We start from the raw sequence: 21,761 nt of genomic DNA, 5'->3' as shown, positions 1-21,761 counted from the left end.
TGCGCGATGATCGAGGGCGCTGGCGTGCCGGCGCGTGGCCGATGTGGGGCTGGCCAAGCGTGGGCCGGCCAAGAAAGGGGATATGGGCAAATTGTTGGATGGATTGACGTGGCTGCTGGGCGCACTGCTGCGCCTGGCGCTGTGGGTGCTGTTGCTCGGGTTTGGGCTGCTGCTGCTGGTGGTGGCGCTGCCATTGCTGCTGCTGGGGGCCTTGTGGGCCTTGCTGCGCGGCCGGCGCGTGGCCGTGCCGCTGGCGGCCGAGCTGCTGCGCCGCCGTGCCCAGCAGCACATGCGCGGGCGCGGCTGGGGCGGTGGCAGCGGGCGGGGCGGTGCGAGCAAGGGCCGCGCCGACGAGGTGGTCGATGTCGAGGCGCGCGAAGTCAGCGATGCGGCGCCGCGCCCAGATCAAACCCCGCCGCCGCGCTAGCGCGGCTGGCGCTGCAAGGCCGCTTGGTAGAGCGCGTTGCGCGGCGCGCCGCTGATCTCGGCGCACAGGCGCACGGCGGTTTTCAGGGGCAGCTCGGGCAGCAGCAAATCGAGCACGCGCAGCGCCTCGGCCTCGGGGCCGCTGTCCGCGCTGGCGGGTGCAGCCGCCTCGGGCGGGTGCAGCAGCAGGGCAAACTCGCCGCGCAGGCGCTGCGCCTTGGCCGCCAGCCAGGCCGGCAGTTCGGCGCAGGGCAGGGTGGCCACTTCTTCAAACTGCTTGGTCAGCTCGCGCCCCACCGTGAGGCGGCGTGCCCCCAGCAGCGCCAGTTCGCGCGCCAGCGCGGGCAGGCGGTGCGGGGCTTCCAGCAGCACGCAGGCCTGGGGTTGCTGCGCCAGCCGGCGCAGCGCCTGCTCGCGCGCCGCGCCCTTGGCCGGCAAAAAGCCCACGAAGGCAAAACCCGGCGCCGCGTCGCTCTCCAGCACGCCCGCCACGCAAAGCAAGGCGGTCAGGCTGCTGGCACCGGGCAGCGGCACGCAGCGCAGGCCAGCGGCGGCCACGGCCTGGCACAGGCGCGCGCCAGGGTCGCTGATCCCGGGGGTGCCGGCGTCGCTCACGTAGGCAATGCGCTCGCCCGCTTGCAAGCGCGCCACCACAGTGGCGGCGGCTTCGCGCTCGTTGTGCTGGTGCAGGGCCAGCAAGGGGCGCTCAATGCCGTAGGCGCGCAGCAGCGCGCCGCTGTGGCGCGTGTCTTCGCAGGCCACGGCATCGACTTGTTGCAGCAGGTGCAGCGCGCGCAGCGTGATGTCGGCCAAGTTGCCGATTGGTGTCGCCACCAGATACAGCGCGCCGGCCGGATAATGCTGGGCACCGGCCACGGCCTGGGCAGCTTGCAGGGCCAAAGCACCCGAGGGGTTGATTGTGAGCATGAACGAAGAAAAAAAACCGGCCGCAACAACGGCCAAGGCAGCGCCAGCCGCCACGCCAACCCAGAGCACCAAGGCGCGCGGCGACGCCGCCGAGGCGCTGGCCTTGGCCTATTTGCAGCGCCACGGCCTGCGGCTGGTGTGGCGCAATTTTCGCACGCCGGGGCGCGGCGGCGGCGAGATCGACCTGATCTTGCGCGAGCCCGATGGCACGCTGGTGTTCGTGGAAGTGCGCCAGCGCCGCCGCAGCAGCCACGGCGGGGCGGCGGCCTCGGTCTCGGCGCTCAAGCAGCGGCGCTTGCTGTTTGCGGCAAGGCACTTTTTGCTGCGGCTGGAGCGGGTGCCGCCGTGCCGCTTCGATGTGCTGGCGCTGCAGGGCACGGGCGAGGCGCTGCAAATCGAGTGGATACGCGCCGCCTTCTGCGCCGATGGGTTTTGATGGTCACGCCACAGGGGTATCATTGCGCCCGACCGAGAGCGCATCGGGCACAGGTTGGGCACGCAAGGAGTTTTTTATGTTTATACGCAAGTTTTCCGGCCACGGCCGTCTGGTCGCGCTGGCCGCGCTGGTGCTGGCCGCCAGTGTGGGTCTGCCTGCCTGCGCGCCGCTGATCGCGGGCGGGGCTGTGGCCACCACGGTGCTGGTCGCCACCGACCGCCGCACCTCGGGCGCCATGGTCGAAGACCAGGGCATCGAGATGCGCGCCGCCAACCGGCTGCGCACCGAGTTTGGCAACCGCGGCCGCGTCAACGTCACCAGCTACAACCGGCGCGTGCTCATCACCGGCGAAGTGCCCAGCGAGACCGACCGGGCGCTGGCCTTGCGCATCGTGGGCGCGGTGGAGAACGTGCAGGGCGTGGTCGATGAGCTGGCCGTAACGGGCACGCCCTCACTCACCGCGCGCGCAGCCGACCGGCTGGTGAGCGCACGCGTGCGCGCCGGCCTGATCGACGCGCCCGACCTCTCGTCCAACGCCTTTTTGATCGTCACCGAGCGCGGCACCGTGTATTTGCTGGGCCGCGTCACGCCGCGCGAGGCCGACCGCGCCACCGAAATTGCGCGCCGCACCGCGGGCGTGCAGCGCGTGGTGCGGGTGCTCGAGACCATCACCGAAGAAGAGCTGGCGCGCATCGCACCACCCCCGGCACCGGCCAGCGCGGCGCCCCGGCCATCCAACAACTGACGCAGACTATCCTAGGCTAGCGCAGCCGCCGCACCAGGCTGGAGGTGTCCCAGCGGCCGCCGCCCATGCGCTGCACGTCGGCATAAAACTGGTCCACCAGCGCCGTTACGGGCAGCGCGGCCCCGTTGCGCCGCGCCTCGGCCAGCACCAGGCCCAGGTCTTTGCGCATCCAGTCCACCGCAAAGCCAAAGTCGAAGCGGTCGGCCACCATGGTCGGGCCGCGCTGCTGCATTTGCCAGCTTTGCGCCGCGCCTTGGCCGATCACCTCCAGCACCTGCTCCATATCGAGCCCGGCGCGCTGCCCAAAAGCCAGCGCCTCGCTCAAGCCCTGCAACAGCCCGGCGATGCAGATCTGGTTCACCATTTTGGTGAGCTGCCCGGCCCCGCTGGGCCCCATCAGCGTCACGGCGCGGGCGTAGGCCTGCAGCGTGGGGCGCGCGCGCTCGTAGGCCTCGGGCGCGCCGCCGCACATCAGCGTGAGCTGCCCGTTTTGCGCCCCCACCTCGCCCCCCGAGACCGGGGCGTCGAGGAAGTGCAGCCCCTGGGCGCGGGCGCAGGCATCGAGCTCGCGCGCCAGCTCCACCGAGGCCGTGGTGTGGTCCACCAGCAGCGCGCCCGCTGCCAAGCCCGCCAGGGCCCCGTGCTCGCCCAGCAGCACCGCGCGCACGTCGGCGTCGTTGCCCACGCAGCACAGCACCATGTCGGCGCCTTGCGCCGCCAGGCGCGGCGTGGGCTGGCTGCTGCCGCCAAACTCGGCCACCCAAGCCTGCGCCTTGGCCGGGTTGCGGTTGTAAACGGTTACGGTGTGCCCGGCGCGCGCCAAGTGGCCGGCCATGGGAAAGCCCATCGCCCCCAGGCCGATAAAGGCCAGTTTGCGGTGCGCTGTGGCGGGGTAGGGTCGGGGGTTCAGGCTGGACATGGTGAGGCGTGGTTAGACGATTTGCAAGTGCTCGGTGCCCGCCGCCAGGTCGGTGTTGCGGGCGCGCTGGCTGTGCAATTTGATGCGCAGCTTGAGGTCGTTTTGCGAATCGGCGTTGCGGATCGTGTCCTCAAAGCTGATCAGGTTGGCCTCAAAGGCCTCAAACAGCGACTGGTCGAAGGTCTGCATCCCGCTCTCGCGGCTCTTGCGCATGGTTTCTTTGAGCTCGTTGATCTCGCCCTTCATGATCTGGTCGGCAATCAAGGCGCTGTGCAACAAAACCTCCACCACCGCGTGGCGGCCCTTGCCGTCTTGGCGCGGCAGCAGGCGCTGCGCCACCAAGCCGCGCACGTTGAGCGACACGTCTTTTAGGATCTGCGCGTGCACCTCTTCGGGGAAGAAGTTGATGATGCGCTCCATCGCCTGGTTGGCGCTGTTGGCGTGCAGCGTGGCCAGGCACAAATGCCCGGTTTCCGAGAAGGAAATGGCGTGCTGCATGGTCTCGCGGTCGCGGATTTCGCCCATCAAAATCACGTTCGGGGCCTGGCGCAGCGAGTTTTTCAGGGCAATGCCCCAGTCGTCGGTGTCCAGCCCCACCTCGCGCTGCGTCACGATGCAGTTTTTGTGCTGGTGCACAAACTCCACCGGGTCTTCGATGGTCACAATGTGGTCGTGCGTGTGCTCGTTGCGCCAGTCCACCATGGCCGCCAGCGTGGTCGATTTGCCCGAGCCGGTGCCCCCCACCAAAATGCAGATGCCGCGCTTGGCCAAGGCCAGGGTCTTGAGCACCTGCGGCAGGCCGAGCTCGTCAATGGTCGGGATCTTGGCCGGAATGGTGCGCATCACCAGCCCCACCTTGCCCATCTGCACAAAGGCGTTGACGCGAAAGCGCCCGATGCCGCCGGGCGAGATGGCAAAGTTGCACTCCATGCTGCGCTCAAACTCGGCCGACTGCTTGTCGTTCATGATGGCGCGCGCCAGCGCCTGCGTGTGCTGGCCACTGAGCGGCTGCGGCGAGACCTTGGTGATCTTGCCATCGACCTTGATCGCGGGCGGAAAGTCGGCGGTCAGAAACAAGTCGCTGCCGTTGCGGCTCACCATGAGGCGCAGCAGGTCGTTCACAAATTGGCTGGCTTGATCGCGTTCCATGGCGTTCTTCCTTCGGAGCCGGGGTCAACCGGGGAAATTTTCGGGGATTTTGGCCTTGGCGCGCGCCTCGGCCACGTGCACGCGGTTGCCGCGCACCAGGTTCATCAGGCTCTGATCCAGCGTCTGCATGCCAAAGCCGTTGCCGGTCTGAATGGCCGAATACATCTGTGCCACCTTGTTTTCGCGAATCAGGTTGCGTATCGCCGGGGTGCCAATCATGATCTCGTGCGCCGCCACGCGGCCGTTGCCGTCGGCGGTCTTGAGCAAAGATTGCGAGATCACCGCCACCAGCGATTCCGACAGCATGGCGCGCACCATCTCTTTTTCTTCGGGCGGAAACACATCGACAATGCGGTCAATGGTCTTGGCGGCGCTGGAGGTGTGCAGGGTGCCAAACACCAGGTGCCCGGTTTCGGCGGCGGTCATGGCCAGCCGGATGGTTTCCAGGTCGCGCATCTCACCCACCAGCACCACGTCCGGGTCTTCGCGCAGGGCCGAGCGCAGGGCAGCGGCAAAGCTGTGCGTCATGGTGCTGACTTCGCGCTGGTTGATCAGGCTTTTTTTGGATTCGTGCACAAACTCGATCGGGTCTTCGATGGTCAGGATGTGGCCGTAGTCGTTTTCGTTGCGGTGGTTCACCATCGCCGCCAGCGTGGTGGATTTGCCCGAGCCGGTCGGGCCGGTCACCAGCACCAGGCCGCGGGGTTTAAGCGAGAGGTCGGCAAAAATTTTGGGGCAGTTCAGGTCGTCGAGCGTCAGGATTTTGGACGGAATGGTGCGAAACACCGCCGCCGCGCCGCGCTTTTGGTTAAAGGCGTTGACGCGAAAACGCGCCAAGCCGTCGATCTCGAACGAGAAATCCACCTCCAGAAATTCTTCGTAGTGCTTGCGCTGCGAGTCGGTCATGATGTCGTAGACCATGGTGTGCACCTGCTTGTGCTGCAGCGGCTCCACGTTGAGGCGGCGCACGTCGCCGTGCACCCGTATCATCGGCGGCAGGCCGGCCGAGAGGTGCAGGTCCGAGGCTTTGTTTTTGTGGCTGAAGGCCAGCAACTGGGTAATGTCCATCGAAGCGTCCCAATTTGATATGACCGCTGCATTATGACAACGATTGACGAACGGCTCCAGCAAGTGCGTGCGCGCATTGCGCGGGCCTGCGTCCAACACGGGCGCGACCCGGCCGGCGTGCGCCTGCTGGCAGTGAGCAAAACCTGGGGCCCAGAGGCGGTCTGGCAAGCCTGGCAGGCCGGCCAGCGCGATTTTGGCGAGAACTACGTGCAAGAAGGGGTGGAGAAGGTCCGCTCGCTGCGCGCCTTGGGGGCCAGCGATCTGGTGTGGCACTTCATCGGGCCGCTGCAGTGCAACAAAACGCGCCCCGTGGCCGAGCATTTTGATTGGGTGCACAGCATCGACCGGCTCAAAATCGCCCAGCGCCTAAGCGAGCAGCGCCCGGCGGGGCACAAGCCGCTGCAGGTGTGCATTCAGGTGAACCTGGATGGCGGGGCCAACAAGGCCGGTGTGCCCGCAGCCGAGGCGCTGGCGCTGGCGCAGCAGGTGGCGGCGCTGCCCCGGCTGCAACTGCGCGGCCTGATGTGCATCCCCGAGCCCGCGCCCGACTTTGCCGCCGCCTGCCGGGTGTTTGGGCAACTGGCGGCGCTGCGGGTGCAGATGCAGGGGCAGTTGCAGGGGCAGATGCCGGAGCAGCGGCTCGACACCCTGTCGATGGGCATGAGCGACGACCTAGAGGCCGCGCTGGCCAGCGGCAGCACGCTGCTGCGGGTGGGCAGCGCGATTTTTGGGCCGCGCGCCTACGCCGCCGGTGCCGCTGCGTCTGTGTCGGGCAAGGAAAAGTAAAAGGTGCTGCCTTGGTCGGGTGCGCCTTCGGCCCAGATGCGCCCGCCGTGGCGCTCGACAATGCGCCGGCACAGCGCCAGCCCAATGCCCACGCCCTCAAAGTCGCGCGCCCGGTGCAGGCGCTGGAACACGCCAAACAGCCGTTCGGCGCGCTGCGGGTCAAAGCCCACGCCGTTGTCTTGCACCCAAAACACCGTCTCGGGCGTGCCATTGGGGCTGCGCTGCGGGCGCCAGCCGACACAGATTTCGGCCACGGGGCGCGGCCGGCTGTATTTGAGCGCGTTCGAGAGCAGGTTGTCCCACACCTGGCTGAGCAGGCGCGCGTCGCACCGCACCTGCGGCAGCTCGGGCGGCAGTTGCCAGCGCAGGCTTGCGCTCGGGCGCTGCAGCGCCGGGTCGTGCTGGACCCGGTTTTGGCTGGAGCGCAGCAAATCGCCCATGGCCACCGGCTGCCGCTGCAGCGCCGCCCGGCCCAGGCGCGAAAAGGCCAGCAAGCCGTCGATGAGCTGGCCCATGTGCTCGGCCGCACCGCCGATGGTCTCTAGGTGCCGCTGCACCTCGGGGCCCAGCTCGGGCCCAAGGTCTTCGCGCAGCAGCTCCAGGTAGCTGCCGATGTGGCGCAGCGGCGCGCGCAGGTCGTGCGAGACCGAGGCGGTAAAGGCCTCAAGGTCGTGGTTGATTTCCAGCAACTGGCGCGTGCGCTCCTGCACCCGGGCTTCAAGCTGGGTGTTGAGGTGCTCCAGCAGCTCCAGCAGCCGCTGGGTCTCGGTGGTGTCGCGCATCAGGCAGGCGTAGCCGTGCGCCTGGCCGCTGTCCGGGTCATACAAGGCGGTGAGCACGGTATGCGCCCACAGCAGGCTGCCATCGGCGCGCCGCTGCCAGCCCGGTGTTTCGCTCTGGCCCAGCAGGGCGGCGCGCTCTAGGCCCAGGCTCAGGGGGTCCGGTGTGCCGGGGTCGGGCGCTGCGCTCGGCTCGGGTGCAGTGCCAGTGGCCGTATCTGCCGGCTTGGCTGCCGCGCTGGCCGGGTGGCGCACCGGGGTGAAGCGGTCCACGCTCTGGCCCAGCATCTGCGCGGCGCCAAAGCCCAGCAAGCGCTCGGCGCTCGGCGTCCAGTCGCACACCCGGCCCTCGGCGTCGAGGAAAAAAATGGCCGCATCGCGCAGGCTCTCGGCCAGCAGTTGCCAGTGCGCGCCGGAACCGGGGTCGGTGGCCGGGTGCGGTGGGGCGGCCGGCCCAGGCAGCGCAGCGGGTTCGGCCGGGGGCGCATCCACCGCCCGCTCCAGCCCCAACTCATCGTAGAGGCTGGTAAAAAAAGAGGGCGGCAGCTTGTCCTCAAAGGCGGCGGGGATCATGGCCAGACTGTAGCCGATCCGGCCAAGGCGCCCAAAGGCGCCTGCTTGGAGGCGGCGCATGGCAAGCCGAGGTCTGCCCCCGATGGTGCCGATAGTGTGCCAAATTACCCTATGGCACAATGGTGTTCCAGCCCTGCAGCGCGCACCCGGGCAGCAGCTTGGGCTGGCCCCGCTTCTTGCCCATCATGCGCCTCACCCCAGACCAACGCACCGAAATCACACGAGCCATCGCGGCACGCGATCCGTCGGCGGCCATCTACCTGTTTGGCTCTCGTGTTGACGATGGTGCGCGTGGCGGCGACCTTGACATTCTGGTGCTTTCCAAGGCTATAGGCTTGTGGGAGCGGCTCGATATTCTTGCCGACCTGCACCGGAAACTGGGTGAGCGGCAGATCGATCTCGTGGTCTTCCCCGATCTTTCCAAGCCCTTTGCACGCATTGCAGCCAGAGAAGGGGTGCGGCTGTGACCCACCCCGACAAAATTCTTTTGCTGCTTGAAGAATGTGAAAATTTGCAGTCCGCATCGGCCCATCTGAGATTTTCGATGGAGCGCACGCGGGAGCTGATCCAGCGTGTGCGGGATGAAATGTCGTCCGAGGAACTTGAACGGCTGGAGTCCCTTGCCAGCCGCTTTGCACGTTTGGCCGACATGCTGATACAACGCGTGATGCGGCTGGTCGATGAAATCGAGCTCACGCCATCGGGCAGTGTGCTGGATCGAATATACCGTGCGGAAAAGCGCGCTTGGGTCAATCGTGCCGAGGTGCTTGTGCGCATCCGCGAACTGCGCAATCTGATCGCGCACGAATACGCAGCAGACAAAATGGCCGAAATCTATGAGGCCGTCTTCATGCTTGCCCCCGAGTTGGACCAGATCGCCAAGCAGGCCGCAGTCTATTGCGAGTCACTCATCAAGCGTGTGCAGGCGCCCTGAGCGGCGGGCATCATGGCCACACTGTAGCCGATCCGGCCGCGCCTAAAACCGCTCCAGCTCCGCAAACGCCAGCCGGCCGCCGCGCACCAGCATCTTGCCGTACTCGGCGCAGCGGTGCAGGGTGGGGATCACCTTGCCGGGGTTGAGCAGGCCTTTGGGGTCGAAGGCGCGCTTGACGCCAAACATCTGCTCGCGCTCCTCGGGGCTGAACTGCACGCACATCGAGTTCAGCTTTTCCACCCCCACGCCGTGCTCGCCGGTGATGGTGCCGCCCATGGCCACGCTGGTTTCCAGAATGTCGGCTCCGAACAGCTCGCAGCGGCGCAGTTGGTCCGGGTCGCTGGCGTCGAACAAAATCAGGGGGTGCAGGTTGCCGTCGCCGGCGTGGAACACATTGGCGCAGCGCAGGCCGTATTTTTGCTCCATGGCCTGGATCGCCAGCAGGATGTCGGCCAGGCGCTTGCGCGGAATGGTGCTGTCCATGCACATGTAGTCGGGGCTGATGCGGCCCGAGGCCGGAAAGGCGTTTTTGCGCCCGCTCCAAAAGCGCAGCCGCTCGGCCTCGCTCTGGCTCACGGCAATGGCGCGCGCGCCACAGTCGCGCAGCACCGCGCTCATGCGGCCTATCTCTTCTTCCACCTCTTCGGGAGTGCCGTCGCTCTCGCACAGCAAAATGGCGGCGGCCTCAAGGTCGTAGCCCGCGTGCACAAAATCTTCCACGGCGGCGGTCATGGGCTTGTCCATCATCTCCAGCCCGGCCGGAATAATGCCCGCCGCAATCACGCCCGCCACCGCAGCGCCGGCCTGGCGCACGTCGTCGAAGCTGGCCATGATGCAGCGCGCCAGTTGCGGGCGCGGCGTTAAGCGCAGGGTGATCTCGCTCACCACCGCCAGCATGCCCTCGCTGCCCACCAGCAGCGCCAGCAGGTCCAGCCCCGGGCTGTCGAAGGCGGTGCCGCCCAGGCGCAGCGGCTCACCGGCCATGGTAAAGCCATCCACTTGCAACACGTTGTGCAGCGTCAGGCCGTATTTCAGGCAGTGTACGCCGCCCGAGTTTTCGGCCACGTTGCCGCCGATGGTGCAGGCAATCTGGCTGCTCGGGTCGGGCGCGTAATACAGGCCGTGGGCGGCGGCGGCCTCGCTCACCGCTAGGTTGCGCACCCCGGCCTGCACCACGGCGGTCTGGGCCAGCGGGTCGATGCGCAGAATGCGGTTAAATTTGGCCAAGCTTAGCGTCACGCCCAAGGCGTGCGGCATGGCACCGCCCGACAGGCCCGTGCCGGCCCCACGCGCCACCACCGGCACCTCAAGCAAATGGCAGGTGCGCAGCACCGCCTGCACCTGCTCGTAGGTTTCGGGCAGCGCCACCGCCAGCGCGCGCTCGCGGTAGGCGGTCAGGCCATCGCATTCGTAGGGCGTGGTGTCTTCGGGCGTGTGCAGCAGGGCGTGGCTGGGCAGCACGGCGGCCAGCGCGCGCACCACCTCGGCTTGGCGCTGGGCGCGTGCGCTGGGGCTGATCGGGGCAGGGGCGGTGTTCATGGTGCAGCAGTGTAGGGCATGGGCAGGGCGCCCACCTGCCCTGTGGCACAATCCATGCAACACCTGCATATCCCACCAAACGCGCTTGCCGATCGTGACACGGCACGGCGGTAGCGTGCCTGAACAGTGCCCAAACGGCCGCGCACATCAAAAAATCAAGCCCTACGCCCTCATGGTGGGTGTGCCTGCGCGGCAGGTGGGTTGGATGAGCGAATTTGGCGAGCAGATTCCGCTGTCGCTGCAGGGCGAGGGGCGCTACAGTGATTACAATGCAATCATTGAAGGCATTCGTAAGGGCTGATTTATGAGCAGCATCACCATCCGCAACCTTGACGTCGAGCTCAAAGCCCGTCTGCGTCTTCGTGCAGCCAGGCACGGTCTGTCCATGGAACAAGAGGTTCGCAACATTCTTCAGCGCACGCTGGCAGGGGAATCCACCTCCACCAGTGGCCTAGATTTTGCGACGCGCATCCACCAGCGCTTCAAGGGCCTTGAGGCAGAACATATTGTCTTGCCCTCTCGCCAGCCCGCCAGGCCTGTGCCCGATTTCGATCCCTCATGAGTGCGGGGTTTTTGCTGGACACCAACGTCTTGTCGGAGCTCATGCGCACCACGCCTGCCCCAGAAGTGCTGGGCTGGTTTGCTGGCCAAAGTGCAGATCAACTGAACACCAGCGTGATCACTCAGGCCGAGATACTGGCTGGCATCGCCTTTTTGCCAGATGGCAAACGTCGGAGCGCACTGGCAGCAGCGGCTGATGCCCTTTTTGAGGAAGACTTTGACGGGCGTTGCCTCAACTTCGACCGTTTTGCCGCTGGATCTTATGCTTTGGTCAGGTCACAAAGGCAGCGCGATGGGCGTCCCATCGACACGGCTGATGCCCAGATCGCTGCCATCGCGCTGGCACAAGGGCTTTGCCTGGTGACCCGTAACACGAAAGATTTTGCAGGCATCGAGGGCTTGTCACTCGTCAACCCCTGGCAACCGCATTGAGCCCTAGAAGCGGCCATTACGCCACGCCCATCAAACAATCTACACCTTTCCATGCAATCTCAGCCAGCCAGCCACCCAACCCATGACGACGACGAAATCAGCCTGCTCGAACTGTGGGAAATTTTGGCTGGCCGTAAGTGGCTGATATTCATCAGTTTTGCGGTCTGTGTGGGCGTTGGCGCCGCCTACGCTTTCATCAAGGCGCCGGTTTATCAAGCCAGCACCTTGCTGCGGGTAGGGCAGTTTAGTGTTAATCCCGGGCAACCTGTTCTGCTTGAAAATATCAATGAGCTGACGAGCCGAGTCATGGCGGCGCATGGCGAAAATATCTCTCAAGGGGTCAACCGGCCACGGCCGTTCATCACCCAGGCAGCGGTGGAAAGGGGTTCTACCACCACGCTGCAGCTTACCGCCGAGGCCGATACGCCCGAGCAAGCCGCTCAATTTCTGCAAGAGGTGGTGGCCGAGGTCCAGCGCACACACGCCACAAACTTTCAAGCCAACCTTACCCTGATCAACGAGCGCCTCCGCACCCTCGAAGAGAGGCGCAGTGCGCTGCAAAAGCAGTACGACGAGATCACCCAGCTCATCGAGCAGCTCAAGGAGCGCAACCCGGTGCAGGCTTCGCTGGTGATGATGGAGCGCGGCCCACTGAGCAACACCATCAACGAGCTCGATGCCGAACGCCTGCGCCTGTCGCAGCAGCTAGGGCCGCTGCAAAGCCGCCCCACTGTGCTCTTGGGCGAAATTGTGGCCCCCACTCAACCCTCTGAGCCCAAAAAGGCACTGGTGCTGGCCATAGCGGCTCTGTTGGGGCTAATGGGCGGCGTCATGCTTGCCTTTGGGCTGGAGTTTGTGGCCAAGGCCAAGGCCAGCAAACCCAAGGCCTGAACCCCTGGTTTTCATGCTAGTTCCCGGTCAATTGGCCTCATTGCGCGCGCTCTGGCGCGTGCTTGCCCCAAGGCGGCGGCGCCAGTTTGCGCTGCTGTTGGTGCTCATGGTGCTGGCTGCCTTTGCCGAGGTGGTGAGCATTGCGGCGGTGTTGCCGTTTTTGAGCATCATGATCGCGCCCGAGCGCGTGTTTCAGCTCGAAGCCGCCAGCCCCTTTATCGATGCCTTGGGCCTCACGCAGCCTTCCGAGCTGCTGCTTCCCATCACCTTGGCGTTTGGTGCTGCGGTGCTGCTGGCGGGTGTCATCCGGCTGTGCCTGCTGTGGGTTAGCACCCGGCTCTCGTTCGCTGCCGGGGCCGACATCAGCATCGACATCTACCGCCGCACACTGTACCAGCCCTACAGCGTACACGCCGGGCGCAACAGCAGCGAAGTCATCACGGGCATTTCGACCAAGTCGAACACGGTCATTTTTCAAATCATCGACCCGGCGCTCAGGCTTATCAGCGCCAGCTTAATGCTGGTGGCCATCCTGCTGCTGCTGCTTAGCATTCACACCACGGTGGCGCTGGCGGCCATGCTGGGCTTTGGGCTCATTTACTTGTTGGTCATCGGGATCACGCGCAAGCCGCTGGAGCGCAACAGCGCAGTGATAGCCACCGAGTCGAACCAGCTTATCAAAAGCCTGCAAGAGGGGCTGGGCGGCATCCGCGATGTGTTGCTCGACGGCACCCAGCCCGCCTTCTGCGCCATTTACCGCAAGGCCGATCTGGCGCTGCGGCACGCCCAAGGCACCAATATGTTTCTGGGGCAGTTCCCCCGCTTTGTGGTGGAGACGCTGGGCATTTTGCTCATCGCCGCCTTGGCCTATGCCCTCACCCAGCAAGAGCAAGGTGTGGCCGCAGCGCTGCCGGTGCTGGGTGCGCTGGCACTGGGCGCGCAGCGCATGTTGCCGCTGCTGAATATCCGACAAAATCCACTTCATCTTGAACTATGGGATCGAAATTTGATGAAAAACTCATTGCGTGTGTGTTAAATACACGTAGATTTAGATGTTCACTTGATGATTGTCAAGTAATTCGTCCCTACCAAGTTCGTTGGTGCATGTTGTTTGAAAGAACTTAAAAAATGAACGTTCCGTTTATTGATCTAAAGCGGTATGAACCAGGTTTTCACAAGGCGTTAATGGAAAAATTTCATCTAATGTCCCTGGATGCTCAGTTCATTGGAGGAAGAGAAGTCTCTGATTTAGAGCAGCGCCTCAGTTCGCTGCTTATGGTAGAGCACGCAGTGGCATGCGCTAACGGAACCGACGCTTTACAATTAGCACTGCGCGCAGCAGGAGTAGGTATTGGCGATGCTGTACTTGTGCCAAACGTGACGTTCTGGGCAACATTCGAGGCGGTGGTTAATGTCGGTGCCGATCCTGTCACTATCGATGCCGATCTCAGCGATGGTGGTGTATCTTTCGAAGCATTTGAGCAAGCTATCCGTAAGCTGCAACCCAAGGCGGCACTCGTAGCGCACCTTTATGGCTGGGGCAGCGCTAGGCTGCTGGATCTGCGCGCCTTGTGCCGCAAACACGGTGTAGTTTTGGTCGAAGATGGCGCCCAGTCTTTTGGCGCGCGCTATCAGGGCGCACCGATCTGCAAGGGTGCCCACATTTCAACAACCTCTTTCTACCCAGCTAAGGTTTTGGGTGGTGCCGGAGACGGTGGTGCGGTGTTTACAGACGACACGGAGCTCGCGGAGAAGTTGCGTCGGCTCGGTAACCACGGTCGTACTGCGCACTACGGCTACGGCGATGTAGGCTGGAACTCTCGCCTGGACTCCCTGCAGGCTGCTTTTCTGAATTTATCTTTGGATCACATTGATGCGCGCATCGCCTCCCGCCGTGAGGCTGTGGCCTATTACCAAAAGCATTTACCTTCTACCGGCATTCAGATGATGAGCGCGCCCGACGGGTATGAAGAAAACGGCTACTGCAACGTCTGTCTTGTGCCTGATCCCACACGTAAAGCGGCGATGGAAACTTGCCTCAAGACTGAGGGCATCGGCTTCGGCAACATCTACCCTAGCGTCATGTCCAAGCAACCTGGCGCAGTCGCCTACCTTAAAGGCCATTTCGGCGGCCAAGCGGGCGACCAGTTGTGCGCCTCGGTTCTAAACTTGCCGCTATTCCCCTACATGACCGAAGCCGAGTTAAGGCGGGTTGTTGATGTGGTCAGTGCCTGCAAGGAAGTTGCACATGTCCGCTGAAGTTTTTATTCATCCGAGTGCAAACGTCTCTGACAAAGCACGCATTGGCGCGGGAACTAAGATTTGGATCAATGTTCAGATACGCGAGAACACAGATATCGGTGAGTACTGCATTCTTTCCAAGGATGTTTACGTTGATCGTTTGGTAAAGATAGGGTGCCGCTGTAAGATTCAAAACAGTGTTTCTGTCTACAATGGTGTAGAGATTGGAGACGATGTTTTTGTTGGCCCTAATGTTAGTTTCACAAACGATAGGGTGCCTCGTGCATTTAACAGCGATTGGAAGTCCATACCTACTTATATCGCGAACGGTGCCAGCATAGGTGCCAACGCGACTATAGTATGCGGCATCTCAATAGGCGAATACGCAATGGTCGCCGCAGGCAGCGTGGTAACCAAAGACGTTCCGCCCTACACCTTGGTCATGGGAAACCCCGCCCGCGCGGTCGCCCTCATCGACAAAGATGGCAACCGCGTTTCCAGAGACATATAACGTTATGCGTGAACAAATCCTCAAAGTAGGCCTGATCGGCCTTGGCAACATGGGGCGCAACCATCTGCGCGTCCTTTCCATGCTCAAAGGTGTTGAGCTCGTTTTCGTCGCCGACGCCAATGCTCAGTTAGCGGCAAGCACGGGCGAGGCAAACGGCTTACTAGGCGTTGTAGACCCAACGCCGCTGCTGGCTGGTGTGGATGCTGTCGTCATCTGCACACCGACCGTGACCCATGCTGACTACATCCGCTTGGCCGCCGCGCACGTGAAGAACATCTTTGTCGAAAAGCCACTGGCTGACACGCTGGCGGAGTCGATCGACATCGCATCGTTTGCGAAGAAAGAGAGCCTGAACATACAGGTCGGCTTCATTGAACGCTTCAATCCGGCGGTCCAGTCGCTAAAGACTGTGCTTGACCGCACTGAACGTGTGATCAGCCTGGATTTCACCCGCACGAACAAGGTGAGCTCGCGCATCACCGACGTGGACGTGGTCACCGACCTGATGATTCACGACATCGATCTTGCGCTCTACCTTAACGGCCCGGCCAAGACAGTAGCAGCGCATGGTTTCGCGCACGGCAGCATGATCGACTTTGCCTCTGCACTGATTACCCACGAGAACGGCCAGTTTTCGCGCATCCAAGCAAGCCGGGTGACTGACAAAAAGATCCGCCAAATTGTAGGCACTTGTATCGACATGTTTGTCGACTGCGACCTACTGCGTAAGGAAATTCTAATCAGTCGGCAGTCCGTAGTGCGCGAGGGTGGGAGCCTGCCTTATGCCATCTCGGCCATCCAAGAGACCGTCGCTGTCGCGCCTCAGGAAGCCCTCCTGACCGAATTGCAGGCGTTCATGGGGAGCTGTCGCCACCCGGGGAGCGTTCAGGTACCTGGCGTTATGGCTGGAGTGGAAGCAATGCGGATCTGTGCACAAATTCAGGCGGCGGTTCAGTCATGAACATTAGAGATGGTTTGGCAAACAAAACAGTTCTAGTAACCGGTGGGGCCGGCTTCATAGGCAGCCACTTGGTGGATCGGCTGATCAAGGTTGGAGCTGCACACGTGGTGGTAGTCGATAACCTCTTCGTAGGCTCGGAGGAAAACCTTGTCGAAGCCATTGCGACGGGCAAGGCGACTTTCTATCGCGATGATGCCGAGCTAAGCACCAGCCTAGAGTACATCTTTGCCAACCACACCATCGACGTGGTATTCAACTGCGCGACCAAGGCGCTGAATTACTCTTTCCTCAACCCGGCCAACGCTTTTGATACTAATGTTAAAGTGGTGTTAAATCTCCTGGAGCTGATGCGTCGAGGCCTGTTCAAGACCCTCTGTCATTTTTCTACCTCAGAGGTTTATGGTTCTGCTGTCTACGAGCCGATGGACGAAGCCCATCCGCGCAACCCCACCACCACCTATGCGGCGGGCAAGGCGGCCGCCGATATGGCCGTAGAAAGCTATGTGCGCATGTTTGATGTGGACGCATTCATCGTTCGGCCCTTCAACAACTACGGCCCACGGCAGAACCACAAGGGGATGCTGGCCGGGGTCATCCCCATCACTGCTGTACGTTTGCTTGCGGGCGGCACCCCCGAGATCCACGGTGACGGGACCCAGAGCAGAGACTTCATCTACGTTCACGACACCGTTGATGCTGTAATCAAGCTCTACGAAGTGCAGCCAAGCGGCGAGACGGTGAATATCTCCACCGACAACCAGATCACCATCAACGAACTGATTCCGCGTATCTGCACCTACTTCGGGTATGCAGGGAACATTGAGCGCAAGGCGGCCCGCAAGTCGGACGTCCTGTGCCACAACGCCAGCAATCAAAAGGTGAAAACTCTGATCGACTATCAACTAACGCCTTTCCATGAGGGTCTCGCGCTGACACTGGGCTGGTACCGTGAGCGACTGAGGGGACTCAGCCAATGATCCGCTTGATTCGTCCCTATATCAGCTTCGATGAAGTCGAGGCGGATATGCGCCGCATGTTCGATAGCGGCATCTTCACCCGTGGCGTAAACGTCGAGGCCTTCCGCGCCGACATTGCTGCCTATACCGGCGCGCCGCATGCCTTCCTTGCCACCTCCGCTACCACTGCGCTTTGGCTATGCCTGAAGCGCCTGAACATCGGGCCGGGGGACGAGGTGGTCGTGTCCGATTTTTCCTTTCCAGCGACTGCGAACGTTGTCGAGGATCTAGGTGCGCGCCCTGTGTTTGCAGACGTGTCACTGGACACTTACAACATGCTGCCAGAGGCGCTTGAAGCTGCGATCAGCCCACGCACTCGCGCCGTGATAGCGGTCGATGTCTTCGGAAACCCGACAGGCATGGGTCTCATTGCAGAAATTTGCCGCGCCCGCAGACTTCCGTTGATTGAGGACGCAGCCTGTGCAATCGGGAGTTCGGAAGGTGGCAAGCGCTGCGGTGTGATAGCCGACATGACCTGCTTCAGCTTCCATCCGCGCAAGTTGTTGACAACGGGCGAAGGCGGTGCCATCACCATACACAACCCCGATTGGGTGGAGTGGTTCAACCGCAAGCTTAGCCATGGCGCACAAGGAATGCTGGGCTACGGGTTGGATTTTGTTGATTTCGGCTACAACTTCCGACTTTCAGAGCCACAAGCCATCATGGGTCGCGTGCAGCTACGCAAGCTAGACGCCATCGTGGCGGAGCGCAACCAAGTCCGCAAAGCCTACATTGAGCGCCTTGCCCCGGCTGGCTTCGTTCCGCAGCAGATCGGTGCCGACGTCGTCTTCAACGTGCAATCTCTGGTGTTTCGCGTACCGGAACGTGTGGATCGGGATCAACTGATCGCTCAACTACGTGAGGACGGCATCGAATCCACCATCGGTACCTACTGCATGAGCGCAACGACCTATTTTCGCGCGCGGTATGACAACGTACAACCCAATTCAGAGCATTTGCAGAGGACAACGATCACGCTGCCCTGTTATGAAGGTGTAGATATTCAGTTCGTATGTGATTCCATTCTTCAGAAATCAAACTTTTGACAACCTGACAAAGGAGAGTGATTAATGCGCGGACAAAATGAGATAAAAGACGAGATAATAAAGGCTATTAAAGAGGTATGGGAAAGCAAAGATTTTTCTCTATGTGACACGGAACGCAACACCCGGCTGAGATCAGCGATAGTGGAAAGATTAGTGAGTCAAGTCATGACTGACGATGAAAGAGCAAACTTTCTAGGTCTTCCAGAGGGTTGTCGGATAAGAGAATCAGCAAAAGTTATTGCAAGGGATAAGCTGGTTTGCGGCAAGTATGTTTGGATTGGCGAAGGAGCCGTCTTGGATGCTTCTGGCGGATTGGAAATCGGTGATCACACCAGCATTGGGTTAGGTGTTATGGTCTGGTCGCATTCCAGTCACCTCGCAAACCTTGCAATGAAGAACAAATCGGGCAGCCCCCTGATCCAACGTAAACCCACCCATATCGGGCGTGGTTGTTTTATTGGCGGCCCTGCAGTAATCTATTCTGGGGTTACTATTGGTGATCGGTGTCTGATTCAGCCAATGAGTGTTGTAACCACAGATATTCCTTCGTACTCAGTTGTGTCAGGTAGTCCCGCAAAAGTCATCAAATCTCTATCGGAAGATGTCATTGATCGTATGGTCCGGGCAGCCATCTTAAATTGCTCAGGTCAGAGTCTTGACATCCAGCAGCAGTAACGAAGCACGTTGGTTGCGCGAGCACGCACTAGTGTTCGCAGGTGACTTGCTACCCTACGGAGTCGTCTTTCTGATGACGCTGATGATTGGCTATGGTCTAGGGCTTGAGTCTGCTGGCTTCTTCAGCATGGCCTATGTCTACGTGGCGATAGTCACGGCATTGGTCTGTGGTCCCAACCTGCTGTCGCTGCGGCGCCGGATGCCGGGTGCAGAGTCGCCGGGTGCCGTGGTGGCAGTAGCACTCGGCTTACGCGTGGCGGTCATCAGTATCGGGGCACTTTTGGTAATGGGCGTGCTGCATACAACCGAAACGCAGCCGGGCATGATCGCACTCATTGCGCTGCTCTTCGTGGGGCGCTATCTTGAAACCGCAGTGGATGGCCCTGCCACAAGCGTGCAGTACCTGTGTGGCGCGCGTGACTACTTCTTCCTGAGATTGATAGTTTTCGTGCTGATATGCAGTATCACCGGGATCGGTGTACTCACCGCGAGCGGCGCTAAACTGGAATGGATAGCTACGTTTTACCTGATTGGCAGCACGCTAGGGATTCTAGTAGCATTGGCAAGCTCACGCCACCTGCTTTTACCGATCTCGGGCTTGGAAGCGGAAGGCCGCGCGCAAATTTCTGATTTCGGCAAGTTCTTCTTGGCTACCGCGCTTTTCCTGGCTGCGAGTCGGCTGCACCCATTGATCATCGGTTTTTTTTACGGACATGAAGCTGCAGGTCAATTTGCCCTGGTGCAGAACCTGTTTTCTGTGCTTGCGGTGGCGGCGACGGTGGTAGCCGGCGTCTTCTTCTGGTCACGCAACCGAAATAAATTAGGAGCACAGATTCTGACTGGCGTACCTTGGCGCTGGCTTGCCGGGGCCATACCCGGCGGGCTGGCCCTGGGTGCAGCAGGAGGCGTGGCGATGGATTTCCTTTTCCTGCAACCGCTCGGCTCGTCCGCTGAGCTACGCATGGTGGCGTGGCTACTTTGTCTGTCTACTCCGTTGTTGATGATTCAATCGATCCTATCGAACCAGCTCGTGCTACTGAAACGCGACCGCGAGATGCTGATGCTCTCTGCGATCAGCGCTGCGGCCGGTCTATTGCTGATCGCGATGCTGGTCCATAACTTCGGTTTGGTTGGTGCAGCGCTATCGGTTGGTGCCTCCGCTTTTTTATCATCAATGCTGGGGATCATAATTTTGAGGCGAGCCCATGAATAACCATGTCTGCCATGTAATAAACACCTTGAGCACTGGCGGCGCAGAACATTACGTCGTAAATCTGTCAAACTTCCTCAACTCAAACGGTATGCGTGCCAGCATTATCGCAGGCGAACCGCAGACGCTGCGAGATAAGGTTGCCCCCGGTGTCCATGTTGAAACCCTTGAGTTGCACCCTGGGGCTAATAAATCACTACTAAAATATATAAGAAATCTGCGGAGCACTTGCAAAGAGCTAGTCAGCTATTTCCGCCGTGAGCAGGTTACCGTGGTTCATACTCATCTAGCTGCATCTGCATTACCAGCATGGATCGCCGCAAAAATCTGTGGCATTCCAGTATTTCACTCAAAGATGCACGCAGTAAAAATTTCCAGTTTATACGAGAGAATTTTATTTGGATCACGTTTGCCCTTAATTTTTATTACACGTTATGTTGTTTTTTCTAATTTCATGAGAGATGAAGCACACAAGTACTGGCACGCACCTTTTCATAAGATTTTTATATCATCCATTGGTGTAGATACATCAAGTTTTATTTATGACCCTTCATCTAAATTAGCCAGCAGGCAGGCTTTAAATATCTGCATGACCGCTCATGTAATTCTGGTAGTTGCCCGCCTCCATCCTGACAAAGATGTTGAGTTGGCAATCCGGGCGGCTCGATATCTAAATGATCCTAGTGCTGTGCTAATAATAGTCGGCGACGGACAAGAGCGAGCAAAGCTGGAAGAATTAGTGCGCGATCTTCCTGGGCAGACTCAAGTACGTTTCTTGGGTCATACGAATGACCCGCGCTCCGCCTATGCTTCGGCAGACGCACTCTTGCAGACCTCCCGCTCACCCAACATAGGTACGGTGGTACTTGAGGCCATGGCAACAGGGCTTCCTGTTTTAATAGCATATCGTAACGAAGAAGAACGATTCATGGCAATGGATACTTTTGATAATCAACCTTTGGGTCACATTGCACATGCGACTCCGGCCCTGATTGCTGAATGTCTAGAGAGTTTTTTTGCTGAATTAGATCGAGATAAGAACTTTCGCCATATAAGGCGTGACTTTATACGGAATCGGCATGACAAACAATTAGCGTTTTCCAACCTTGCTGACTGCTATCGTTCTCATTATCGATCCGGCGCTATTATTAACCCAGCAATCAAATAGGGAACATCTGCAAATCCCTAGACAAGGCGTTTCGGTGGCGGCATCGGTTCCTCCAGAGCGTTGTTCCACACCAACCCAAGGGCGTGGCAGGCATGCTGGAGGTCGATGAAACCTTCTTTCTGGAGTCGCAGAAGGGCTCTCGCAAGCTCACCCGACCGGCTCGGTACAGAGGTGACCGCGCCAAGGGCGCCGGCCGCAAGGCGGGAGACTGGGTGACCGTCTTGGTTGGGCGGGTTCGAGGCCAGCCGTACACCGTGGACAAGGTGCTGGGCAAGCTCAGCGGGGCGGAAGTTACCGCGGCCCTCAAGGACGCCATCAAGCCGGGTGAGACAGTCGTCTGCACGGACGGACATTCAGCTTTCCTGCGGCATGACAAGATGCTCGGGGTAGAGACGAGGTACTTCGTGGCCAGCTATCACGGCCACACGAACAAGACGTTTCACGTCCAGACCGCCAACAACTACCACGAGCAGCTCAAGACGTGGATACAGCGCGGCCTACGGGGCGTAGCGAGCAAGAACCTGCCGAACTATCTCGCTTGGCACCGGCTAATGACCTGGAACAGGGGTGGTTTGAGCACCTTCGACGTGCTCCGTTCAGCCCTCGGTCAGCAAGTCATCAACATTTAACCAGAACAGCGCCGAGTTTCCTGAATAATGAAAGCACAGCATTATTTTATTGTCTTCTTTTTAATTCTACTAGCTAAATGTCACATCCCGGACGATCATAAGGCGCCCGATGAAAGAGATGAGGATGCGAAGCGTACCA

General features: G+C 60.8%; 25 protein-coding genes and 1 pseudogene. 20 read left to right on the top strand and 6 right to left on the bottom strand.

Annotated features, from left to right (window positions below):
• Positions 1-82: 82 nt before the first annotated feature.
• Entirely contained in the window at positions 83-427 is a 345-nt protein-coding gene (locus SRAH_RS00330; RefSeq protein ID WP_149028891.1) for a hypothetical protein, read from the top strand.
• Here SRAH_RS00330 and rsmI read toward each other — a convergent pair.
• Positions 424-1,353, bottom strand: a complete 930-nt coding sequence (gene rsmI / locus SRAH_RS00325; protein ID WP_029461373.1) for a 16S rRNA (cytidine(1402)-2'-O)-methyltransferase — start codon at positions 1,351-1,353, stop codon at positions 424-426. The two genes, SRAH_RS00330 and rsmI, sit on opposite strands and share 4 nt — an antisense overlap.
• On the opposite strand from rsmI, the gene SRAH_RS00320 reads away from it, so the two are divergent.
• Entirely contained in the window at positions 1,352-1,789 is a 438-nt protein-coding gene (locus tag SRAH_RS00320) for a YraN family protein (protein ID WP_045475595.1), read from the top strand. The two genes, rsmI and SRAH_RS00320, sit on opposite strands and share 2 nt — an antisense overlap.
• Before the next feature lie 76 nt (positions 1,790-1,865).
• Entirely contained in the window at positions 1,866-2,534 is a 669-nt protein-coding gene (locus tag SRAH_RS00315; protein ID WP_029461371.1) for a BON domain-containing protein, read from the top strand.
• 16 nt (positions 2,535-2,550) lie between these two features.
• Here the strand turns inward: SRAH_RS00315 and SRAH_RS00310 are convergent, their stop codons facing one another.
• The 3 genes from SRAH_RS00310 to SRAH_RS00300 are packed head-to-tail and all read right to left on the bottom strand — an operon-like array spanning position 2,551 to position 5,670.
• Positions 2,551-3,453 carry an NAD(P)-dependent oxidoreductase gene (locus SRAH_RS00310; RefSeq protein WP_029461370.1) on the bottom strand — a complete coding sequence of 301 codons (903 nt, stop codon included), beginning with the start codon at positions 3,451-3,453 and terminating at the stop codon, positions 2,551-2,553.
• 12 nt (positions 3,454-3,465) lie between these two features.
• Positions 3,466-4,602, bottom strand: a complete 1,137-nt coding sequence (locus SRAH_RS00305; protein WP_029461369.1) for a PilT/PilU family type 4a pilus ATPase — start codon at positions 4,600-4,602, stop codon at positions 3,466-3,468.
• Positions 4,603-4,626: 24 nt separating this feature from the next.
• Positions 4,627-5,670, bottom strand: a complete 1,044-nt coding sequence (locus SRAH_RS00300; RefSeq protein ID WP_029461368.1) for a type IV pilus twitching motility protein PilT — start codon at positions 5,668-5,670, stop codon at positions 4,627-4,629.
• Between the two features lie 33 nt (positions 5,671-5,703).
• On the opposite strand from SRAH_RS00300, the gene SRAH_RS00295 reads away from it, so the two are divergent.
• Positions 5,704-6,456 carry a YggS family pyridoxal phosphate-dependent enzyme gene (locus SRAH_RS00295; RefSeq protein ID WP_045475592.1) on the top strand — a complete coding sequence of 251 codons (753 nt, stop codon included), beginning with the start codon at positions 5,704-5,706 and terminating at the stop codon, positions 6,454-6,456.
• Here SRAH_RS00295 and SRAH_RS11835 read toward each other — a convergent pair.
• Complete coding sequence (locus SRAH_RS11835; RefSeq protein ID WP_171816008.1) at positions 6,411-7,808, bottom strand: PAS domain-containing sensor histidine kinase; 1,398 nt, start codon at positions 7,806-7,808, stop codon at positions 6,411-6,413. The two genes, SRAH_RS00295 and SRAH_RS11835, sit on opposite strands and share 46 nt — an antisense overlap.
• A 185-nt stretch (positions 7,809-7,993) precedes the next feature.
• On the opposite strand from SRAH_RS11835, the gene SRAH_RS00285 reads away from it, so the two are divergent.
• Positions 7,994-8,275: a nucleotidyltransferase family protein gene (locus tag SRAH_RS00285; protein ID WP_029461365.1), complete on the top strand. Its 282-nt coding sequence runs from the start codon at positions 7,994-7,996 to the stop codon at positions 8,273-8,275.
• Positions 8,272-8,742 carry a HepT-like ribonuclease domain-containing protein gene (locus tag SRAH_RS00280; RefSeq protein ID WP_149028890.1) on the top strand — a complete coding sequence of 157 codons (471 nt, stop codon included), beginning with the start codon at positions 8,272-8,274 and terminating at the stop codon, positions 8,740-8,742. The genes SRAH_RS00285 and SRAH_RS00280 overlap by 4 nt, the downstream gene beginning before the upstream one ends.
• Before the next feature lie 42 nt (positions 8,743-8,784).
• Here the strand turns inward: SRAH_RS00280 and SRAH_RS00275 are convergent, their stop codons facing one another.
• A complete protein-coding gene (locus SRAH_RS00275) occupies positions 8,785-10,281 on the bottom strand; it encodes an FAD-linked oxidase C-terminal domain-containing protein (protein WP_029461363.1) in 1,497 nt (498 codons plus the stop codon).
• Between the two features lie 160 nt (positions 10,282-10,441).
• On the opposite strand from SRAH_RS00275, the pseudogene SRAH_RS13220 reads away from it, so the two are divergent.
• From SRAH_RS13220 to SRAH_RS00220, 14 genes and pseudogenes are all read left to right on the top strand, one after another.
• A pseudogene (locus SRAH_RS13220) lies at positions 10,442-10,531 on the top strand (N-acetyltransferase); the annotation flags it as partial.
• A gap of 54 nt (positions 10,532-10,585) precedes the next feature.
• Positions 10,586-10,843, top strand: coding sequence for a FitA-like ribbon-helix-helix domain-containing protein (locus SRAH_RS00265; RefSeq protein WP_029461361.1), 258 nt, complete (start codon positions 10,586-10,588; stop codon positions 10,841-10,843).
• Positions 10,840-11,274, top strand: coding sequence for a type II toxin-antitoxin system VapC family toxin (locus tag SRAH_RS00260; protein ID WP_029461360.1), 435 nt, complete (start codon positions 10,840-10,842; stop codon positions 11,272-11,274). The genes SRAH_RS00265 and SRAH_RS00260 overlap by 4 nt, the downstream gene beginning before the upstream one ends.
• A 51-nt stretch (positions 11,275-11,325) precedes the next feature.
• Positions 11,326-12,165 (top strand): Wzz/FepE/Etk N-terminal domain-containing protein, encoded by an 840-nt coding sequence (locus SRAH_RS00255; RefSeq protein ID WP_029461359.1) that lies wholly within the window; start codon positions 11,326-11,328, stop codon positions 12,163-12,165.
• Positions 12,166-12,178: 13 nt separating this feature from the next.
• Positions 12,179-13,201, top strand: coding sequence for an ABC transporter transmembrane domain-containing protein (locus SRAH_RS00250; RefSeq protein WP_082209987.1), 1,023 nt, complete (start codon positions 12,179-12,181; stop codon positions 13,199-13,201).
• Between the two features lie 92 nt (positions 13,202-13,293).
• Positions 13,294-14,424 carry a DegT/DnrJ/EryC1/StrS family aminotransferase gene (locus tag SRAH_RS00245; protein WP_029461357.1) on the top strand — a complete coding sequence of 377 codons (1,131 nt, stop codon included), beginning with the start codon at positions 13,294-13,296 and terminating at the stop codon, positions 14,422-14,424.
• Positions 14,414-14,917: an acyltransferase gene (locus SRAH_RS11830; protein WP_076606940.1), complete on the top strand. Its 504-nt coding sequence runs from the start codon at positions 14,414-14,416 to the stop codon at positions 14,915-14,917. The genes SRAH_RS00245 and SRAH_RS11830 overlap by 11 nt, the downstream gene beginning before the upstream one ends.
• A gap of 4 nt (positions 14,918-14,921) precedes the next feature.
• Entirely contained in the window at positions 14,922-15,878 is a 957-nt protein-coding gene (locus SRAH_RS00240) for a Gfo/Idh/MocA family protein (protein ID WP_029461356.1), read from the top strand.
• Positions 15,875-16,855 carry a dTDP-glucose 4,6-dehydratase gene (locus tag SRAH_RS00235; protein ID WP_045475589.1) on the top strand — a complete coding sequence of 327 codons (981 nt, stop codon included), beginning with the start codon at positions 15,875-15,877 and terminating at the stop codon, positions 16,853-16,855. The genes SRAH_RS00240 and SRAH_RS00235 overlap by 4 nt, the downstream gene beginning before the upstream one ends.
• Positions 16,852-17,940, top strand: coding sequence for a DegT/DnrJ/EryC1/StrS family aminotransferase (locus SRAH_RS00230; RefSeq protein WP_029461354.1), 1,089 nt, complete (start codon positions 16,852-16,854; stop codon positions 17,938-17,940). Before SRAH_RS00235 ends, SRAH_RS00230 begins: the two co-directional genes overlap by 4 nt.
• A 24-nt stretch (positions 17,941-17,964) precedes the next feature.
• On the top strand, positions 17,965-18,615 hold the full coding sequence (locus SRAH_RS11825) for an acyltransferase (protein ID WP_149028888.1): 651 nt from the start codon (positions 17,965-17,967) through the stop codon (positions 18,613-18,615).
• A 73-nt stretch (positions 18,616-18,688) separates the two neighbouring features.
• Positions 18,689-19,828, top strand: a complete 1,140-nt coding sequence (locus tag SRAH_RS00225) for a polysaccharide biosynthesis protein (protein WP_149028887.1) — start codon at positions 18,689-18,691, stop codon at positions 19,826-19,828.
• On the top strand, positions 19,821-20,993 hold the full coding sequence (locus SRAH_RS11820; protein ID WP_082209985.1) for a glycosyltransferase: 1,173 nt from the start codon (positions 19,821-19,823) through the stop codon (positions 20,991-20,993). The genes SRAH_RS00225 and SRAH_RS11820 overlap by 8 nt, the downstream gene beginning before the upstream one ends.
• Positions 20,990-21,622: an IS1595 family transposase gene (locus SRAH_RS00220; RefSeq protein ID WP_149028886.1), complete on the top strand. Its 633-nt coding sequence runs from the start codon at positions 20,990-20,992 to the stop codon at positions 21,620-21,622. The genes SRAH_RS11820 and SRAH_RS00220 overlap by 4 nt, the downstream gene beginning before the upstream one ends.
• Positions 21,623-21,761 lie beyond the last annotated feature (139 nt).

Source organism: Serpentinimonas barnesii (assembly GCF_000696225.1).
In the GTDB taxonomy this organism is placed as follows: Bacteria; Pseudomonadota; Gammaproteobacteria; order Burkholderiales; family Burkholderiaceae_C; genus Serpentinimonas; species Serpentinimonas barnesii.
Note: the sequence above shows the minus strand (reverse complement) of the source record. Positions and strands in the feature narration are given on the sequence as shown.

Coding starts and splice junctions, on each gene's coding strand:
- SRAH_RS00245 (WP_029461357.1), top strand. CDS start 13,294: ATGAACGTTCCGTTTATTGATCTAAAGCGGTATGAACCAGGTTTTCAC.
- SRAH_RS11820 (WP_082209985.1), top strand. CDS start 19,821: ATGAATAACCATGTCTGCCATGTAATAAACACCTTGAGCACTGGCGGC.
- SRAH_RS00250 (WP_082209987.1), top strand. CDS start 12,179: ATGCTAGTTCCCGGTCAATTGGCCTCATTGCGCGCGCTCTGGCGCGTG.
- SRAH_RS00285 (WP_029461365.1), top strand. CDS start 7,994: ATGCGCCTCACCCCAGACCAACGCACCGAAATCACACGAGCCATCGCG.
- SRAH_RS00300 (WP_029461368.1), bottom strand. CDS start 5,670: ATGGACATTACCCAGTTGCTGGCCTTCAGCCACAAAAACAAAGCCTCG.
- rsmI (WP_029461373.1), bottom strand. CDS start 1,353: ATGCTCACAATCAACCCCTCGGGTGCTTTGGCCCTGCAAGCTGCCCAG.
- SRAH_RS00225 (WP_149028887.1), top strand. CDS start 18,689: ATGACGCTGATGATTGGCTATGGTCTAGGGCTTGAGTCTGCTGGCTTC.
- SRAH_RS00240 (WP_029461356.1), top strand. CDS start 14,922: ATGCGTGAACAAATCCTCAAAGTAGGCCTGATCGGCCTTGGCAACATG.
- SRAH_RS11825 (WP_149028888.1), top strand. CDS start 17,965: ATGCGCGGACAAAATGAGATAAAAGACGAGATAATAAAGGCTATTAAA.
- SRAH_RS00260 (WP_029461360.1), top strand. CDS start 10,840: ATGAGTGCGGGGTTTTTGCTGGACACCAACGTCTTGTCGGAGCTCATG.
- SRAH_RS11835 (WP_171816008.1), bottom strand. CDS start 7,808: ATGATCCCCGCCGCCTTTGAGGACAAGCTGCCGCCCTCTTTTTTTACC.
- SRAH_RS00315 (WP_029461371.1), top strand. CDS start 1,866: ATGTTTATACGCAAGTTTTCCGGCCACGGCCGTCTGGTCGCGCTGGCC.
- SRAH_RS11830 (WP_076606940.1), top strand. CDS start 14,414: ATGTCCGCTGAAGTTTTTATTCATCCGAGTGCAAACGTCTCTGACAAA.
- SRAH_RS00305 (WP_029461369.1), bottom strand. CDS start 4,602: ATGGAACGCGATCAAGCCAGCCAATTTGTGAACGACCTGCTGCGCCTC.
- SRAH_RS00310 (WP_029461370.1), bottom strand. CDS start 3,453: ATGTCCAGCCTGAACCCCCGACCCTACCCCGCCACAGCGCACCGCAAA.
- SRAH_RS00330 (WP_149028891.1), top strand. CDS start 83: ATGGGCAAATTGTTGGATGGATTGACGTGGCTGCTGGGCGCACTGCTG.
- SRAH_RS00235 (WP_045475589.1), top strand. CDS start 15,875: ATGAACATTAGAGATGGTTTGGCAAACAAAACAGTTCTAGTAACCGGT.
- SRAH_RS00230 (WP_029461354.1), top strand. CDS start 16,852: ATGATCCGCTTGATTCGTCCCTATATCAGCTTCGATGAAGTCGAGGCG.
- SRAH_RS00295 (WP_045475592.1), top strand. CDS start 5,704: ATGACAACGATTGACGAACGGCTCCAGCAAGTGCGTGCGCGCATTGCG.
- SRAH_RS00320 (WP_045475595.1), top strand. CDS start 1,352: ATGAACGAAGAAAAAAAACCGGCCGCAACAACGGCCAAGGCAGCGCCA.
- SRAH_RS00265 (WP_029461361.1), top strand. CDS start 10,586: ATGAGCAGCATCACCATCCGCAACCTTGACGTCGAGCTCAAAGCCCGT.
- SRAH_RS00255 (WP_029461359.1), top strand. CDS start 11,326: ATGCAATCTCAGCCAGCCAGCCACCCAACCCATGACGACGACGAAATC.
- SRAH_RS00275 (WP_029461363.1), bottom strand. CDS start 10,281: ATGAACACCGCCCCTGCCCCGATCAGCCCCAGCGCACGCGCCCAGCGC.